This is a genomic window from Paenibacillus sp. NMA1017 (assembly GCF_058895805.1).
Genome location: NZ_JBZXYR010000003.1, coordinates 689,225 through 706,950, shown reverse-complemented (window position 1 = coordinate 706,950; position 17,726 = coordinate 689,225). Strand labels below are relative to the sequence as shown.

Annotated in this window: 12 protein-coding genes; 2 read left to right on the top strand and 10 right to left on the bottom strand. The window is 47.0% G+C overall.

Annotation, left to right across the window (positions count from 1 at the left end; all coding sequences use genetic code 11):
• Positions 1-166 precede the first annotated feature (166 nt).
• The 8 genes from AC5ELV_RS12020 to ftsE all read right to left on the bottom strand — a co-directional run bounded on the left by AC5ELV_RS12020 (position 167) and on the right by ftsE (position 12,045).
• Positions 167-4,231 (bottom strand): glycosyl hydrolase, encoded by a 4,065-nt coding sequence (locus AC5ELV_RS12020; RefSeq protein ID WP_493430366.1) that lies wholly within the window; start codon positions 4,229-4,231, stop codon positions 167-169.
• A 302-nt stretch (positions 4,232-4,533) separates the two neighbouring features.
• A complete protein-coding gene (locus AC5ELV_RS12015) occupies positions 4,534-4,917 on the bottom strand; it encodes a hypothetical protein (RefSeq protein WP_493430365.1) in 384 nt (127 codons plus the stop codon).
• 275 nt (positions 4,918-5,192) lie between these two features.
• Positions 5,193-5,750 carry a class I SAM-dependent methyltransferase gene (locus AC5ELV_RS12010; RefSeq protein WP_061829955.1) on the bottom strand — a complete coding sequence of 186 codons (558 nt, stop codon included), beginning with the start codon at positions 5,748-5,750 and terminating at the stop codon, positions 5,193-5,195.
• Positions 5,751-5,927: 177 nt separating this feature from the next.
• Positions 5,928-7,244: a serine protease gene (locus AC5ELV_RS12005; protein ID WP_493430364.1), complete on the bottom strand. Its 1,317-nt coding sequence runs from the start codon at positions 7,242-7,244 to the stop codon at positions 5,928-5,930.
• A 164-nt stretch (positions 7,245-7,408) separates the two neighbouring features.
• Positions 7,409-8,875, bottom strand: coding sequence for a S41 family peptidase (locus tag AC5ELV_RS12000; protein ID WP_493430363.1), 1,467 nt, complete (start codon positions 8,873-8,875; stop codon positions 7,409-7,411).
• A 206-nt stretch (positions 8,876-9,081) separates the two neighbouring features.
• Complete coding sequence (locus AC5ELV_RS11995) at positions 9,082-10,365, bottom strand: peptidoglycan DD-metalloendopeptidase family protein (protein WP_493430362.1); 1,284 nt, start codon at positions 10,363-10,365, stop codon at positions 9,082-9,084.
• Between the two features lie 86 nt (positions 10,366-10,451).
• Complete coding sequence (gene ftsX / locus AC5ELV_RS11990) at positions 10,452-11,369, bottom strand: permease-like cell division protein FtsX (RefSeq protein WP_013312238.1); 918 nt, start codon at positions 11,367-11,369, stop codon at positions 10,452-10,454.
• Entirely contained in the window at positions 11,359-12,045 is a 687-nt protein-coding gene (gene ftsE / locus AC5ELV_RS11985; protein ID WP_023990620.1) for a cell division ATP-binding protein FtsE, read from the bottom strand. The genes ftsX and ftsE overlap by 11 nt, the downstream gene beginning before the upstream one ends.
• A 224-nt stretch (positions 12,046-12,269) precedes the next feature.
• Between ftsE and AC5ELV_RS11980 the strand changes: the two genes are divergently transcribed.
• On the top strand, positions 12,270-13,688 hold the full coding sequence (locus tag AC5ELV_RS11980) for a VanW family protein (RefSeq protein ID WP_493430361.1): 1,419 nt from the start codon (positions 12,270-12,272) through the stop codon (positions 13,686-13,688).
• Positions 13,689-13,759: 71 nt separating this feature from the next.
• Here the strand turns inward: AC5ELV_RS11980 and AC5ELV_RS11975 are convergent, their stop codons facing one another.
• Positions 13,760-14,911 carry an S-layer homology domain-containing protein gene (locus tag AC5ELV_RS11975; RefSeq protein ID WP_493430360.1) on the bottom strand — a complete coding sequence of 384 codons (1,152 nt, stop codon included), beginning with the start codon at positions 14,909-14,911 and terminating at the stop codon, positions 13,760-13,762.
• Between the two features lie 266 nt (positions 14,912-15,177).
• On the opposite strand from AC5ELV_RS11975, the gene AC5ELV_RS11970 reads away from it, so the two are divergent.
• Complete coding sequence (locus AC5ELV_RS11970) at positions 15,178-15,966, top strand: alpha/beta hydrolase (protein ID WP_493430359.1); 789 nt, start codon at positions 15,178-15,180, stop codon at positions 15,964-15,966.
• A gap of 77 nt (positions 15,967-16,043) precedes the next feature.
• Here AC5ELV_RS11970 and AC5ELV_RS11965 read toward each other — a convergent pair whose 3' ends face one another.
• Entirely contained in the window at positions 16,044-17,678 is a 1,635-nt protein-coding gene (locus tag AC5ELV_RS11965) for a glycosyltransferase family 39 protein (RefSeq protein ID WP_493430358.1), read from the bottom strand.
• Between the last annotated feature and the right edge of the window lie 48 nt (positions 17,679-17,726).

Sequence of the window (17,726 nt, the reverse complement as noted above, 5' to 3'; positions counted from 1 at the left end):
ATTATATTTTTCGTCTCTTCTAACATTATGAGGTAATTTTAGTTCGTGATTTCTTAAACCTGAATATAATAATCAAACATATCTCTTGGAGGGTTTTTGTACAAAAAAATGAGCAGGTAGGATACAAAATCCCCCTGCTCATTGCAGCGATGGTATTTATATGATTTTAATTAGCTGCCGGTTCGGTTCCCCAAACAAGTACGCCATTATGATACAACGTAGCTTTCGTATGATCGGCGAATGAAGTCTGCGTGCCTTTATACGAGTAATCGTCACTTTCGTTATAGTTCGACCAGTCTGTTTTATGAATACGGGTTTGAATTCCGCCCGTGCTTCCTCCAGGTGCTAACACGCCTGCATCCGAGTTAAAGCTGACTTCCAAATAATAATCAGCGCCGGTTACGGCTTTATCCATTTTAACCAACTTACCATTCAGCTTCGAGCAGCTCAGCATCGCATAGTCGCAGTTGAATGTCTGCTCACGGTCACCGTCGATCGTGTAGTAGTAGCGAATTTTCAACTCGTTGATCGGTACAGAGGCTGTACCTTTGTTTAAAATTTGGAAATGCGGGTTCAAGTGATTGTCATTTACATTTGTATCCGCTGTGCGATACTGGAGCACCAATCCCGTTGTCGGCTGCTGAGTATCCGCTTTGGGCGCTGCGCTAGCCGTGTTCGAAACCGTTTGACCTGCATCGTTCTTCGCTACGACTTGGTAATAGTACATCGTGTCTGCCGTTACAGCTGTGTCGGTGTAGCTGCTTCCGTATACATCGCTCGCTACGGTGGCGAACGCGCCGTTTTCAGCCGTCGAACGCTTCACTTCATAGCTCGTCGCATTCGCCGATGCTGTCCAGCTCAGCTTTACTTTCGCCGTTTCGCCCGCTGCGTTCAGCGTGAAGCTGCCCGGTACTGATGGCTGCTCGGTAATGCCATACGTTTTTAAGTTCGTCGGGAGCTTGTCAAGCGTGATGACGTTCGGATGATTATACACTTTTTTCAGATGCTCAAGACTGTTTTGTTTGCCGTCTCTCAGGAAATCCCCATACCATGTAGCGAACCAGCTCCAGTGAGCTTGATACGCCTTCATCAGATCAGGGTCCGGGATAGGTCCGTTTTCGCTCATGGCAACTAACTTTTTGTCCTTGCCTAATGTAACAAGGTCTTCGTATTTTGCAATTTGCGGGCTGTAGTCGCCTGCTTGCGGATAAGAGTCAAAGCTCAAAATATCCACATACTCATCCCCTGGATACCAGTCGGGAGCAACAGAATTCCATACCCAAATCAGATTGTTCAATTTGTGCACATTTGTCAAACGGTCGTGCATCAAAATATATAATTTTTTAACAGGTTCAGGACCTTTAGCGCCCCACCAGAACCATTTGCCTTCCGCTTCGTGCAAAGGACGGAACAGGACAGGAACTTTAGCATCCTGCAACTTCTTCAATTGCCCTGCAATCACATCAATGTCGCGAATAAGCAATTTATAATCTTCAGACTCTGGATGATTCATCGCATATTCTATATCGAATGTAGTCGAATCGGCATAGAAGCCTCTCCACCATTCTTTTCCCTGCGTATCGATCAGACCTTTCGGCGCGTTCCAGTGCCATGCAAAGGTAACAATGCCCCCTTGCTTATCCCATGCAATCGCCTTTTCCGTCTCTGTGGAACTAAGACCGCGTTCCGCTCTGCTTGGGGAATAGTCAATCAGATCAAGTGCCGCAATAGCCGGCTTTTTACCTACATTCGCTTGAAGCCAATCAATTTCGTTTATTTCCTCTTGACCGGAAAGCATATTCTTCCCGTATTGATCAACCAGATAGTTCATCAATGCTCTTGCTTCTACTGTCGCATTCGGATTGATGAGCGTTTTGGTTACCGCATGTGGTGGACGGTCAGCAGCTGGCTCCAGCTTGACGTAGTCGATATCATACCAGCCCCAGCCTGTTTCAAAACCGATCGTATTCGCCCCTGCATTCAACAGAACCTTACCACCGGAGGTTTCTTTAAAATCAGCCGATTTCCAAAGTACCAGCTCGCCAGACGCTTTGCCGTTTAAAGAGAAATTCGTGCGTTTGTCATCATGAGGAGAACGGTAGCCAATTGTAAGTTTGTACAAGCCTGCCGCCTCTGCCTGGATCGTCATCGTCAGGGAATCCCCTGCATTGTGGAAATTAGTTACATAACCAGTACCGGAGAAGCCGGTCCCGCTGGATTCTACAATGGTTCCCTTCAGCGTGCCATCTTCGGCTTCATAGCGATCCTGTCCGTCTACAGGCGTTCGCGGAACCGCTTTCAAAACATTGGATTCGCTCGTTCCTGTCTTTGTTTTTGCGGTTATTTTATAATAGTAAGAAGTACCGTTCGTTACGTTCGTATCCGTATAGGACGTTTCGACCAAGTTGGATGCTACAGCATCAAAAGGACCGTTTTCAACCGTTGCCCGCTGTACGCTGTAACCTACAACTCCGCTGGAAGCGTCCCAGGACAAATCGACTTTCCCATCGCCCGCCTCAGCCCTCAGCGCAAAGCTATCAGGACCTTCCACAGGTGGCACAGACGTATCATTACCAGCAGTCAACACGATGTGATAAGCCGTCAAAGGTGGTACTGTATAGGTAAAGCGGTTGCCTGAAATTTGCGTGATGGGCGCTGCTTCCTTAATTTGCGAGCTATTTTTGTCGAAGCCCCATACTTTACCGGAACCGTAAGTCGTCTCACCGGAAAGATTAAATTGGGCATCGAATGCACTGTCCATGCTTTTATTCATGACAACGAGGTGCAGTTCTTTGTAGGATGCATCCGTTACGGAAGCGTGCACCGAGCTATTAACAATATCCGACGTTTGCGCATTAACGCTGATATCCCCGAAAGTAGAGCTTTTTCCGTCATAATTGCGATAAAGCTTGTAAGCGGCATTAACGTAGTTGTTGGCACCATCCTTTAACTTCCAGTAGTTTGCCATATAAACGTCGTTTTTGCCCAAGATACCCAGCACATCGGTCATAGCGATACCGCCAGAAATATCATTTTCGCCACCGTAGCTATACTCGGTCAAGGCCAGCTTGGTTCCCGGGTAATACTGATCTACCGACTGCTTCAATCGAGGCAGTAAAGGCAAGAATTCACTGTTCCATTGAGCGATCCAGCTATCTTCCTTGTAGGTCGGGTCCCACAAGGTACGAGGCGCCTGCATTCTGGCCTTCTTCGTCTCGTCATTCCCTACCTCATCTGTAATTCGAATATCTCCGCCCCTCGCTTCGGGATACCAGTGGACATCGAAAACATCCAGCAATCTCTTGCCTTCAGCTTGCGAGCTAAGGCGCATTTGATCCAGGTAATAGTCCACGAACCAGCTGTAGTTGCCTTTTACAGAGTTCCAATCAGGTGCAGTTTGAAGATCCTTATAGGCGCCAAAACCGTAAAGAACCGGACCGAAAACCTCCGCACCTGCGTCAACCGCTTTGACAGCCTTGGATAAGCTTACCGACCGATCCACCAATTCCTTCGCTCCGACGTTTTCACCATGAATGCGTGGATGCGTATGCGACCAGAGAGCAGGTTCATTGTCGAGCGAGTATCCTTTCACACCTGTTTTTGTTGAAGCAGAGCCATACTTTTTCACTAAAAAGTTGACGAATTCATCGGCATAAACCTGATTGTCATTCAGATCAGGCTGCAATTGAAACGGCGCATTTTTAGCGTTTACGACCTCATTCCAACGAGCGGAAGGAGCTTTTTCACTTTCCTGCACACTTCCGTTTCCATCCTTGGCCACATAACCGGCCATCGGCAGTGTGACTAAAGAATATGTGCCAAGCTTCAGCGATTGATCGTGAAACGAGGTTGCGACCGCACCTGGCTTTTCACATTCGGCTTTTGTCAATCCGGCGTTGTCGCATAAATAGCTATCGCTGGACTGCTTCCAGTCGCTTCCTGCATTGGACATATTGTTTTCCCAGTTGTATCCGGTCATTCGATTGCCGCCAAGTCGTCTGGCAGTCAGATTTTCATCCCCGGCCAAGTCCTGATTCGTACCGTATATATAAGGACTAATGGGCTTACGATCCTTGGATGTATCGACCTTAATAGTAACAGTCTTTGCCGTTTGACCGTGAACTACAGCTGGAGCCGGTACAGCCCCCACTGCCATAATCGTGCATGCCATGACGACCGGCAGCCATTTGGAACGCTTGGACAAAATACCCCTGCAATTTTTCGCCTTCATGCCGCTTTCCTCCCTTCAATTTAAAAAGAGCGGCACCCATACGAATGCCACTCCTTGAGGCTTTAAGGCCCCTTCCCTGTCCCCAAACGAGCTTATCGTTCCGTTGCAGCGTCCTATCCGTGCTTTAAATGTTCCAGCCGAAGACAACACCCTCTTTCTTTGAAACTGGATTTATAATATTACCTTAACACAAAGGTATATTGACATTTTTAACTATTATTTTAATTAACTAGTATTAATTTCTTAAATAACCATATAGCTTGAGTATCCCAATAGCTCTTGCTCATCCACACTCGTCTTCCCTACCGTACTTTATCCTTTTGAATAAGCTTATAATAGATGCGTGCAGGCTCTGATTCTCCAGTGGATAAAATGTATTCTGCCAAAGGTGCGCACAGCTTTTGGAGATAAAAGGAGTATAGCAGCTCGGCTGTGTCAAAATGAATTTTCAACACTTGCTTCATCAAGCCTTCGAATTTGGAGTAATCCAGTTCTTCCGGGGTAATATCAAACGGGTACTCAGGAAAGGTTTTTTTCTGAATTTCAACAAACTGCTCCTTAAGCTTCGGTTGATTGCCTGAACGGGCAGCCGAGAAATTCATCATAAAAAAAGATACAAAGTCCGTCTCACGGTCACTTAACTCATAGTACTCACACCAACGCATGAATATTAGCGGTTTTACCATATATAAATCTCCTTTTACAAAAGTTCAGATTTATCATGAATCTTACAAAAATCTAGCAGGTTCCATCTTATGTAATATATAGGTTAAGCCCCATTTTAAAATATGATTCCTTAAATGAATTTTGCTTTTTAACATATCCCCTTATCTTATATATCTATGAAAGTGTACAACAAAAAAAGACCGTTTCAGCATTTTAATGACGCTGACCAAGTCTTCTCATAATTATCCGTATATTCACATTCGTATTTATTCTAATCCTCTACATAGCTGCAAGGTTACAGGCTGCAAGTGAACACATAAGCGGGAGGGACATTGCAGTTTACCTTTTTAATCTGAATGTCAGCAAAAAAGGTGCGAAAAAAATTATGTTTGACCTTGCTGTACTGGAACGTAATAAATTTGCCTTCCTGACCTAAAACCTCAGCCGTTTGTCCCAAAATGAGGCTGGATAATGCAGCGGGTAAGCTGGTGAAAGGGAGCCCTGACACAACATAATCCACTTTAGGGACCTCATACTGTCGTATATACTGAGCTACATGCTCAGCCGATCCGTGAATGATGTGTACCTTCTCCAAGTGTCCGTACTTGCTTTGTAATGTTTTATAAAACGATTCATTAGCTTCAATCACTAAAAGTAGCGTTTCTGGACGCTTGTTCAAAATCAGCTCTTGCGTAAACACACCGGTTCCTGCACCATATTCAATAATGCACGATGCTTTGTCAAAGTAAATCGGTGTGGCGATTTGTTTGGCCAACTGTCTTGAGCTGGGTATAACAGCGCCTACGCTGCGTGGATGCCTGATGTACTCTCGAATAAAGTGAATCGCGTTCATCTTCTTCTCTCCCTGCTTGACACACATGATAGGCATTCGGTTAATCAATGCTTCATATTACATATTCATTGTATACCGATCAGAATATTGATTTCAAGCAGGCTACTGTCGGCATATAAAAAGAGCGTAGCCTTATTCGACTCTAATCAAATAATGACTACCCTCTTGTTGCAACATCTATTTGTCTACGGTGTCCAAATGTGTACCCTCTGCCTGCGATGCCTGTCCAGCTTTACGTTGTCGTGCGCCTATGTGCATGGCAACAATCCGATAGATGGAGGCCGGCTGTATGGATACGGCCCAGCTCGCGTCTGCATCCGGTGCAAGCACAACCCCTAACTGGTGATGATCACCATCGTACATGCCTCGCTGCACAAACTTGCTCTCGCCTTGCAGATTGCGTACCTCCAGCTTGCAAAAAGCAGAGTTGATCCGCAAGGCCTGGTGTAACTCGGCACGGGTGTTCACAACAACTCCATTCACGCGGTAAATGGCCTCACCCGGCAGTATGCCCATGGCTGTCGCTGGACTGTCTGGCAGCACAGCGAGAACACGCATCCCTTGCTCTGGATGGATAAACATTGGGCTAAGACGACTTTCCTCTATATTACCATACCAGATTAGCGCCTCATGAGCCAGAAAGGAGAATAACGCTGCGGGCAATATCAGCGGACTCCACCACGCGGTCAGCAAGCTCAGCAGAAGTAAAGCCACACTGTACAGGAGCAAGCGGTTCGAAGTAAGTACCGCCTTCTGTCGTGGTAGCTGGCCTAGTGTCACGCTGCTAAAGCCCATCAGGACTGGCAAGGCTGCCAGCATATACCCCGTTCCGGCATCGCCGCCGAACAACGGTGTCCAGGGAAGCGTGAATCCTCCCTGAGCCGGTACCAGCAATAACAACGGAATGGGCCAGAGGTCTTCCATACGATAACCGCCAACCAATCTTCCCCGTTTGCCCTCAACAAACAGCGGAGTGGCAGCTTTCCCCCCTTGCCAGCGAACCAACAGCGCCTCAGCCACATGCAGCACGGCGACCAACACCAACAGTGCTGGAATATCCAAACCGCGGATAGCTGCTACTGATGTTCCGAGCGCTCCCCCAGGTTGCCAGCCACTGGCCACGTTTAGAAAAAATTGAACCACACCTAGCAGACCTACTGAATAAGCGAGACACAGGTAACGGACGCGTACCAGCATGAGCAGTAATGTCGCTACCCACAGGCACACGATGGAAGCCGAGTTCAGATGCACGCTGACGAACATTCCCAGAGCAGATAGCGCCATTCCAGCAAGCAAACCACTCCATACGACACGCCAGGTCTCTGCAGCCCAGCTATGCATTTTGGTATGAAATAGCTTGCGCTCCAGCAGCATCTGCCGACGATAACCAAGTGCGACAATGAGTATCGAGATATAATAAAACGGCTGCAAAAGCAGGTACAAGCAAGCATTCAAGACGCTCCATCCCCATTGTAATGCCCATTCCAAGTCCATTCACACTCCTTATGCCCCTGGCCCGCTGTATAGCGGATCACGTACATTTCATATCCATTTATTCTATATGAAATTGCCAACGTAGGGAAGACAAACCGACAGACTGCAAATAAATCCCAATATGAAAGGAGGCTGTTTCCAGCCCCCTTGTTGTAGCCTCATTATTATTTCGCTGCGCTTGTCTTCATTTCCTTTCGAATCTCTTCAATCCCCTGCTTGAGTTGACTATCATTTTTCGGATCACGAATTTTCTCAATCAGCTTGGCTTCCATCGCTGCTGCTGTCTTCGCATCAATGATGCCGCTAGCGGTCAGCTTCGCTTGTTTTTGAAAAGCAATAACTGAGCTTTCAGTTACTTTGTCAAAATAGCCATCCTCGCGACCTGGTTTGTAACCCAATCCTTGCAGAATGATTTGTGCATTTTTCACATCACTGCTATTCATATTGTATTTCAAGGATTTTTCCTTGTTCAGCGGTGCTGCTGTGAAGTATTCTGGTTGTTCCACCGCGATATTCGGCTTAATTCCTTTTTTATGAATCCACGTCCCATTTGGTGTTAACCATTTGGCAATCGTGATTTTGAGCAGGCTGCCGTCACCCATTTGCTTGTCATAGCTGGTTTGCACAGTACCTTTACCAAAGGAATTTTCCCCGATCAACACAGCGCCCGCTGATTGCTGGAGAGCACCTGCCAGAATTTCGGACGCACTTGCGCTACCTTTATTCATTAGCAAAGTCACAGGATAATTTTTGCGTGAACCTTTGGATTTCTCTTCTTCACGCTTCTGATTCTTGTCTTCCACTTGTACAATCGTTTTGCCAGAAGGTACAAATTGCTGTGCAATATCAATGACCACGGAAAGCACGCCGCCCGGGTTATTACGCACGTCAATGACGAGCCCTTTAAGCCCTTGTTTTTCGAGCTTCGCTAACTCTTCCTTGAAACGTTCTGCTGTATTCAAGGAGAACTGGGTGATCGTGATGACGCCTACACCGTCGCTCTCCATATGAGCCGTTACAGTTTCCATATCAATGTTGTCACGGGTAATCGTGTATTCGAGCGGATCAGGAGAGCCGCTGCGCTGAATTTTGACTTTCGCCTGACTGCCCTTAGGTCCACGAATTTTGGAAACGGCCTTGTTTAGATCCAATCCGTCCAGTGTTTCACCATTAACAGACAAAATAATATCCTTAGAGCGTAACCCTGCCTTCTCTGCCGGGGAGCCTTTAATTGGCGTGACTACAACTACTTTCCCGTTTTCGGCTGCTACTTCGGCTCCGATCCCGGTAAAAGAACCCTCTATGGACTGCTCAAACTGTTGTGCAGTTTCTTTACCCATATAAGAGGAATATGGATCGCCGAGCGAATCCATCATACCATTGATCGCTCCATCCACCAGTTTGGTACGATCCACATCCTGATAATATTGTCCCTGAATCAGGTCCATCGCCGTCTCGATTTTGCGGATATCACTTCTGGAGGTAGAACTGCTACCTGTTACACTCGCCAGCAGTCCTTCGCCCAGAGCGCTGTTCCCTACTGTAGTCGTTCCAGTATAGGCAAAAGTGAGCAAACTGCCGCCAAGCAGCCCGATCACCATCAAGAGTATCGCTGTACTTTTTTTCAACATCTAATCGTCCACCGCCTTCTCATTATCTTGTATCCTATTGCCTTACAACGCATGTCCATCCACGAAGTATACGTCTAGCTTGTACGGAATATGTTAATTGTATCCTACTCCGTGTCTCAATGCACATGTTCTTCATCGGATATTAACCATTACAGCAAAGCCCTATCTACAACCGTAATGGCTATAAATAGGGCTTACCTTATCTACTATAAATAGTTCATCGGATTTACAGGTTTGTTATTTTCACGCACCTCAAAATGACAGTGAGGCCCTGTGGAATTGCCCGTCGAACCAACCTCTGCAATTTTTTGACCACGTTTCACAGTCTGTCCCGTATGAACCACCGTACCACCATTGCGAATGTGTCCATATAGGGTCCATAGCCCGTCTCCATGGTCAATCACAACCGTATTTCCATAGCCACTCCACCATTCGGCAACAATGACCACACCGTCTTCAGCTGCATGAATATCGGTTCCCTGCGGAGCCGCCATATCAATACCTGTGTGGCCTTTAAGCTTGCCGGTAATCGGATGTACCCGCATGCCAAAAGTAGATGAGAGTCTGTAATGAGATACAGGTAAAGCCAACGTACCTGATCCACCCGTATACGTACTGGCTGCCGCATGGCTGGAATTCGAGGCGGCGCCTGAGGAAGAAGATGCATATCGTTTGGCTTCAGCCGCACGTGCAGCCGCTCTGGCGCGTGCGGCTTTGGCAGCCTGCTCCGCTCTGAGCTTGTTCTTCTCCTGCACCAGACCCACACGTTTATTCGCAAGGGCTACCAGCATATCATTTTGCTCTTCGCTGATTTCATCTGACTCCGCAATATCATGATCATAATTGGAAATCAGTCTTTGCTTCTCTTTCTCCTTCGAATCCAGTTCTGCTTTGGCGCCCTGCTTGAGCGCATACAGCTTCTTGGCATTTTTATATTCTGTGTCCAGCTGCTTCTTCTTACTTACGACCAGTGCCTTGTCCTTTTTATGCTCGTCCAACAGAATTTGATCCTGCTCCACGATCGTTTTCAGGGAATCTACCCGGCTGAGAAAGTCACTAAAACTGGACGAAGACATAAGCACATCCATATATGAGACAGTTCCATCCGTATACATCAAGCGCACGCGAGTTTCCAGCATTTTTTCCCGTGACTGGATACGATCAATGGCCTCAGCTAAATCTTTTTTAGTTGCACGCAGATTATCTTCCGTTTGATCAATCTGAACCGCAACACGAGTTAGCTGATCACTGACGCTGTTAATCTGAGCAAGCACAATTTTCAGGTTTTGCACGGTTTTATTTTTGTAATGTTGGGCATACTGTTTATCTTGAGCAGCCTTTTCCTGTTGTTGCTTGGCAGATTGGGCCTGCTTTTCCAATTGGTTCAGCTGCGAATTGATTTCACTCATGTTTTTGGCATATCCGTCAGAAGGCTGGATTAGCAATGCGGCTACCAAGGTAGCGGCCAACACAGATCCTTTTTTTTTCAACTTGCACTCCCCATCCTTTATCGCAAAATAACACCGGGCTTCCCCGTACTAATTTATATCGACCACGACGTCCAGCCAACGCTTCTTTATACTTTTAAGAACTTGCGCATGGACAGGGTACTGCCAACAATTCCGACCAGCATCCCCAGAATAATCAGCAATGCACTCAACTGAATCCAAATGCCTTCAAGTGGCATAAGCTTCAACATATTCAGAGCTATATCGCCCTGAACAGCGGTCAGCAAACGCTGATAGCCAGTAAATAAAATACCTACGGTAATAAGGGAACCAATAAGACCAATAAGCGCGCCTTCGATAAAAAACGGCCAGCGTATAAAAAAGTTGGTCGCACCGACCAGCTTCATAATGCCAATCTCTCTGCGTCGTGCCAATATGGTCACGCGAATCGTATTCGAGATAAGGAACATGGACATGATTGCCAGTCCGGCAACGAAAATAAAGCCTACATTACGAATGAGCTTCGTAATCGTAAAGAGCGTCTCTACGGTGCCTTTTCCATAACGAACCTTTAAAATCGGTTTCTCTGGATGCAACGTATTCAGCTTTTCAATCTTTTCAGCTACAAATGGAACCGTTGTTGGTTCAATAACCTCTACCACAATTTTGTCCGGCAGTGGATTGCTGTCCTTGTCAAAACCCTCCAGCAGTTCCTTGCCGCTGTCGCCCAAATCTTTGCGCAGCTCTTCCAAACCCTGAGCTTTAGTCACAAAGGTCGTTTTGCTGATTTCTGGCATCGCCGCGATTTCCTTTTGCAGTGTTTCACGCATGTTCTGCTCTACATTTAGCTCCAGAAATACGTTAACCTCCACCTGACTATCTGCCTGATCAGCCAGGGAATTGACGTTGAGCACCAGCATGATAAATACGCCCAATATAAGTAATGACACAATAATCGAGGTGACGGATGCCACGGACATCCAGCCATTGCGGAATATGTTTTTGAAACCTTCCCGCACATGACGTAAGAAGGTGTTAAAAGTCATATCCGTACTCCCCTCTTACCTGATCCCTTACGATGTTGCCATTTTCAATGGCAATCACGCGTTTACGCATGGAGTTCACGATGTCCTTATTGTGGGTCGCCATCACAATGGTCGTGCCCCGAAAATTAATTTCGTCCAGCAACTGCATGATCTCCCACGATGTTTCGGGGTCCAGATTTCCCGTAGGTTCATCGGCAATGATCACGGAAGGATTGTTCACGATCGCCCGTGCAATCGCTACACGCTGTTGCTCCCCACCAGAAAGCTGGGCAGGCTCACGGTTCATTTTTGTTTTCAAGCCAACCAGTTCAAGCACTTCTGGTACCCGTTTGCGAATCAGCTTCTTGGGAGCTTCAATAACTTCCATAGCAAAAGCCACATTCTCATAAGCCGTCAAACGCGGCAAAAGCCGGAAATCCTGAAAAATGACTCCGATGTTACGACGAACGTAGGGAATTTTACGCTGCTTGAGCTTCCCGATATTAAAACCATTGACTGAAATTTGCCCCTTGGTAGGTACTTCTTCTCTATAAATAAGCTTCATAAAAGTCGATTTCCCCGCTCCAGACGGGCCGACTACGTATACAAATTCATTGCGGTCAATTCTGACCGACACTCCTTGAAGTGCGTGGGTTCCGTTAGTATAGGTCTTCCACACATCCTGCATTTCAATCACTCGATCACTTCCCGTTGCTTAATCATATTACGCATAACCTAATATCCATTCGACATATTCCATGCATTTCCTTTAAAAACTTCTCTATTTCATCATACCGTTTATCATTGTAACAAATTTGTTACCTAAATAGTACCGAAAGTTTTCTGCTTTTGGCACATATATATGAATATTATGGCACACGAGTACGCTATCAAGCTTATCAGACAGGAGACATCTGCATTATGAAAAAAATTCATTTATCTGTCATTTGGATATGGTCTGGTGTTCTGGCGCTGGCCATGTTGTGGGGGGGACTTCATCTGTACGCCGACAGACAAACGCTGCCGGAGGGAGTGAGGGTCGGAGGAGTCAACGTAGGAAGCATGGATAAAACGGCCGCTCTCCGGCTGGTGGATAAAAAACTGGATGCATTGAAGCAACGCCCACTGCTTCTGACGGACAGTGACAGCAGTGCACAGGATATAAAAATTACACTCGGGGAAGCAGGGATTCGTTATAAAGCGGAGGCATTTCGGAATGCCGTGAAGGCGCTCAGCTCGGAGCATCTATGGACTCGTGTACAGACACGTTTTAGCTTCAAAAAGGAATGGTCTATCGCATCTTTCCGACAGGAGGAGACATTGAGGGCCCAATTCGGAGCCGATTGGGAGGAGCAACGATATGGCATGCCTATCAATGCTCTGCGTCAGATTGACGGGAATGATCAGGTACGTTATATTCCGGGGCGCTCTGCGCGACGTCTGGATTGGCCCAAACTGGACGCTGCCCTGGAAAAGGCGCTGCCCAAGGATTTTACTGCTTCTGAAGAGCCGGTACGAGTGGAATTACCGTTCCGTCAGCTGGAGCCGAAAATTTCGGTAGACAGTCTGCGTAACGAAGGGATTGAGCGCAAAATCGTCCAGTTCTCCACCAGTCTCGGTAGCAGCTCAGAAGGACGCGTGTATAACGTCAATTCAGCGGCAAGCACCGTTGATGGTTTAATTCTCAAGCCTGGTGACATATTCGACTATGGCCAATTGATTGCCAAAGCTGAGCGCACTCATGGCTTTCGTGAAGCCCCAGTGATCGTGAACGGTCAGTTGGAGTCCGGCATTGGCGGCGGGATTTGTCAGGTATCCAGCACGGTGTATAATGCAGCGCTGCGAGTCGGTTTGGACATTGTTGAGCGCCGCAACCATTCCTTGCCGGTCAGCTATCTGCCCAAAGGTCAAGATGCAACTTTTGCTACAGGGTCCATTAATTTTCGTTTTAAAAACAATACAGGCAAGCATTTGCTACTTCGTGCCGCTATCCAAAACCGAACACTTACCGTAAAATTTTTTGGTACATTTCCGTCCAATGTTTCGTATGAACTGGAATCCCATACGGTTCGCGTACTTCCCATACCGGAGAAGAAGCTCCGTAATGACTCACTTTCCCCCGGCTTCTATCAAGTACTTCGGCAGGGCAAAGAAGGGTATGTGGTAGAAACCTTCCGGGTAAAAAAGGTAGACGGAAAAACCGTAGATCGCACCCGAATCAGCCGCGATACGTATCGAGCGCAGCAACGCATTATAGCTAGTTATGGCGGTAGCACCTCGTCTGAGCCACAAACACGTGAACCGGAGAAGTCTATCGTCGAGGACGGTATAAGCGAATAAACGAAAAATCCCCCTTCCACTGCCAGCTGGATTTGTTCCAGACAGAGTGAAAGGGGGATTTTAGCTATAAATTACTCGCTGCGTTTACCCAAAACCGAGATTTCTACAGGCTCACTTTCATTGCCGTCTGCATCTTTAGCTTTGATAACCAGTCTAACTGTCGCTTTTTGAGTAAGCACACTGATACTAAATGTGCCATCATCTTTGGCTACTGCACTACCGATAGGCAGTTCGTTGGAATAGGCGGTTACTGTGGAACCGGCTTTAGCTGTCCCCGTAATTGTACCTTCCCCGTCATACACATCGTTGACTTTCAGTGCTCCCGTAGTTGCAACTGTGTCTGTAGTGCTATCTGTAGTCGTATCCGTAGTTGTGTCGGTATCTGTGTTGGTATCTATTGTTGTAGAGTTGTTCGTAGTCGTGCTATCTGTGCTGGTATTTGTGCTGCTATCTTCTGTTTCGCTGCCAGAAGTAGTCGACGTGTTACCATAAGTGGAATCTGTCACGTTGCTGTATGTGGAATCCGTTACCGTTCCACCAGGAGTCGTCGTCAGATTATCGACAGGGCTCAGGTTGTAGCCGGAAGCAGCGTCCAGAATAGCAATCGCCTCTGCACGAGTCAGCGACTTCAGTGGCTGAAATTTACCATCCGGATAGCCGTTGATGATTTTTTGCTCCGCAGCTGCCGCTACACTTTTCTTCGCCCAAGATCCAATTTTGTCGGAGTCAATGAATTTAGTAACATCTGCTGCGTTACCCGCAGTGAGTCCAATAGCTTTGCCTACGATAGCCGCAGCCTCTTGACGTGTTACCTTACCATTTGGTTTGAGCTTGTTATCTGCATAGCCGCTTATGTAACCTGCATTCACGGCATTTGTCAGCTCGTTGTATGCCCAGTGAGAAGCTGGAACATCTGTGAACGTTCTGCTTCCATTACCGTTTACTTTCACACCACCCGCATATGTTACGTCTGTCACCGCTGGAGTTTCCTGTGTGAACGTTCCCAAGCTGCGGTTCAAAAGAACAATAAATTCTGCGCGTGTGATCGCCGCATCCGGTTTCACCGCTCCGTCCAATTGCCCTGTGGCTGACCAGCGTTGCACCTGATCTCCTGCCCAATGACCATTTGTAGTTTGGGGAGCTGCTGCCGCTGCGCTGAATGCGCTAAGAATAAGACCTGTACTCAATACACCTGTAACTGTATTTCTTAACTTTTTTCCCATGCTATAAATTCCTCCTCTGATTGGATTCATCATTCTTTTTTAAACACTTTACCAGAAATCAAACCCAAATAACCCCCAAATTAAAAAAATCGTCCCATATAACCATCCCCCCTCCTAATGTAGGATAAATAAGAAACAGGACTTAATACCTAGTTATTCACTTGGATATGTATATTTAGACAGGCTAAGGTATACTGAATGAATACTCGGTCATATGCTGGAACACCGCAATGAGGTCACAAAACCCTAAGAAAAGAGGTCTTCTTATGGCTCTTATTCAATGTCAGTTTTATTCGGAAGTTCTAGGTCTGAGCACATCCATGAATGTTATTCTTCCTCAGACAACCCGTTCGCAAATTGGACTAGAGGGCAAGCAAGGAACCGGGCCACATCCGACGCTGTATTTGCTGCATGGCCTATCGGACGATGATTCAACCTGGTTGCGTCGAACCTCCATTGAACGCTACGTGGCCTCATTGGGCTTGGCTGTCGTTATGCCCCAAGTACATCGGAGTTTCTATACGAATATGGAGCAAGGCGCGGCTTATTGGACCTTTATCAGTGAAGAATTGCCGGCTTTGGCACGTTCGTTCTTTCCTCTGTCCGACAAGCGTGAAGACAATTTTGTAGCCGGGCTTTCCATGGGTGGATATGGTGCTTTCAAACTGGCACTCCAGCATCCAGAGCGTTTTGCAGCCGCTGCCAGCCTTTCGGGAGTCATGGATCTACACGCATCACGCACCGATCCTGCGCAAAATGCAATGAGTCCAGCGGAATGGCTTAACATTTTTGGTCCAGATGAAATACGCGGTACGGATCACGACTTGCTGGAGTTGATACAACGTCATGCCACCTTGGGGACCTCACTCCCCCAGCTCTATCAATGCTGCGGTACAGAGGATTTCCTCTATGAGGGAAATCAGGCTTTTCGTGAAACCTGTAGTACCATCGGGGTTCCGCTGACCTATGAAGAAGGACCTGGGGCTCATGAATGGGGATACTGGGACGCAAAAATTCAGGATGTACTGGCGTGGCTACCGCTCAAAGAGCACTAAACAGGTTAAAAAAATCCCCGCAGCTTCTCTTCATCGCACCTTGACGAAGGGATAGGCTCGGGGATTTGTTATGCACATTAAGGGTTTGTCGTGGTCTCCGTTGATGGAGATCCTTTAGTTAGTGACTTGGGTAGCACCTTATACAAGCGCCACTCACCGTTAAACTCACGTTCGAGCTGGACCCAAGGAGCGCCTTTCTCATATAAATTCGGATATACCATATTGATTTTACTCAGTGGCATACCTGACATGATCTTAGGTACAAGGATATAATCCACATGGTAATCCTGCGGATAACTTAATGCCTTATTGAACGAATAATCGCTGGTGATCAGGAAGCGTTTGGGATATTGGCTGTAGACAATCATGGTGTAGGCCGAAGCCGAATCGGTCATAATGGTAGACTTCGGCAGATGCTCATCCAACCAGACGGCAATCTTACGATCTGACTCCTGTCTTACGTAGTTCACATTACCCGTTCGTGTGAGAAAGCTGTTCTCATCCGGTGCAATATCCGGGCGAGTCAACGCATAGGAAAGTAATCCAGCGGTAAGCAGCAGACTGACGGACACTAGGCCAAAGGCTGCCCTCCGCCATCGTCCCTGAAGCTGGCTCAGCTCATAGGGCAACCAGGCGACGGTAATTGGGAACACGTACATAAAATAACGAAACCACCCGTACGAGGATTGCCGCATCATAAGTAAAAATTGCAAGCCCGGTACTGACAGGAACAATAACAAAATAATCAGGGTTCCCCATCGGAATAATCGCCCACTCAACAAACGAATGATCAGAATAGCAAACAACGGTACGGAATACCAGAGTGTTTTGGAAGCGATAAATTTTAAAGCCACCAGCGGATTGGAGAAAATCTCTACAAACTTATCATCATTCAGCAGTTCTGCTGATTGGGCCGTGTTCGAATACTCCGAATTCAGGAAATAAAAAGCATTCCCCATAATGAGATAGTTAAAGAAAATCCACAACAGCCCGGAAAAGACTACGGGGAGCAGAAGCAGCAACCACGTTGCCTCGACCTTGTGCAGTTTTTCTCGCAAGGCCAGCTCGCGTCTGCCCATGTTTCGATGTAGAAACATGATCGCCAATACCACTCCACCCGCCATGGCCACGCCCAGAGGAACCGCTTCATAGCGAGTCCAGAACGCCATGGCAAGCGCTAATCCAGAAACAATCAGGCTTGCCGTCATGCGATCCTTGAGCCACAATGCAAACTCAATCACCGTCATCATAATAAAGTATATGTATAGCGAATCGCTCAGCCCATTGGCACCAAACAGTAAAATAAACGGATTCAGTGCATACAACAGTGCCAGTATGATGCTCATCCCTGAGCTAAGCCCTGTTCTGACCCCCGCCCGATACAGCAACATAGCGGTCAAAGCGGCAAAGGTAGCACTCAGAATAACAGCGGCTAATCCATAGGTGGCTAATGCCGGAAAGATTGGATACAGCAATAGAATCACCATTTCCAGAAGACTAGGTAGTGGATTCCAGATAAATCCGATTGCGCCCAGATGCGGGTCACGGCTGTACAACACATAAAATGCATTAGCTACGCGACTGAGCGCGTCTGTGTGCATATATCCCAGAACATAGCTGAAATAGATGCCCGCAGACAGTTCCAATGCAAGTATAAATACAAACAGACCTATAGCCATCCATCTGCTTGCAGACCATTTGCGAAAGGACATTCCTCTCGTTCCCCCTCAAACTTCTTGCGGTGATGCCAGCTGTAGCCT

Coding starts and splice junctions, on each gene's coding strand:
- AC5ELV_RS12020 (WP_493430366.1), bottom strand. CDS start 4,231: ATGAAGGCGAAAAATTGCAGGGGTATTTTGTCCAAGCGTTCCAAATGG.
- AC5ELV_RS12015 (WP_493430365.1), bottom strand. CDS start 4,917: ATGGTAAAACCGCTAATATTCATGCGTTGGTGTGAGTACTATGAGTTA.
- AC5ELV_RS12010 (WP_061829955.1), bottom strand. CDS start 5,750: ATGAACGCGATTCACTTTATTCGAGAGTACATCAGGCATCCACGCAGC.
- AC5ELV_RS12005 (WP_493430364.1), bottom strand. CDS start 7,244: ATGGACTTGGAATGGGCATTACAATGGGGATGGAGCGTCTTGAATGCT.
- AC5ELV_RS12000 (WP_493430363.1), bottom strand. CDS start 8,875: ATGTTGAAAAAAAGTACAGCGATACTCTTGATGGTGATCGGGCTGCTT.
- ftsX (WP_013312238.1), bottom strand. CDS start 11,369: ATGACTTTTAACACCTTCTTACGTCATGTGCGGGAAGGTTTCAAAAAC.
- AC5ELV_RS11980 (WP_493430361.1), top strand. CDS start 12,270: ATGAAAAAAATTCATTTATCTGTCATTTGGATATGGTCTGGTGTTCTG.
- AC5ELV_RS11975 (WP_493430360.1), bottom strand. CDS start 14,911: ATGGGAAAAAAGTTAAGAAATACAGTTACAGGTGTATTGAGTACAGGT.
- AC5ELV_RS11970 (WP_493430359.1), top strand. CDS start 15,178: ATGGCTCTTATTCAATGTCAGTTTTATTCGGAAGTTCTAGGTCTGAGC.
- AC5ELV_RS11965 (WP_493430358.1), bottom strand. CDS start 17,678: ATGTCCTTTCGCAAATGGTCTGCAAGCAGATGGATGGCTATAGGTCTG.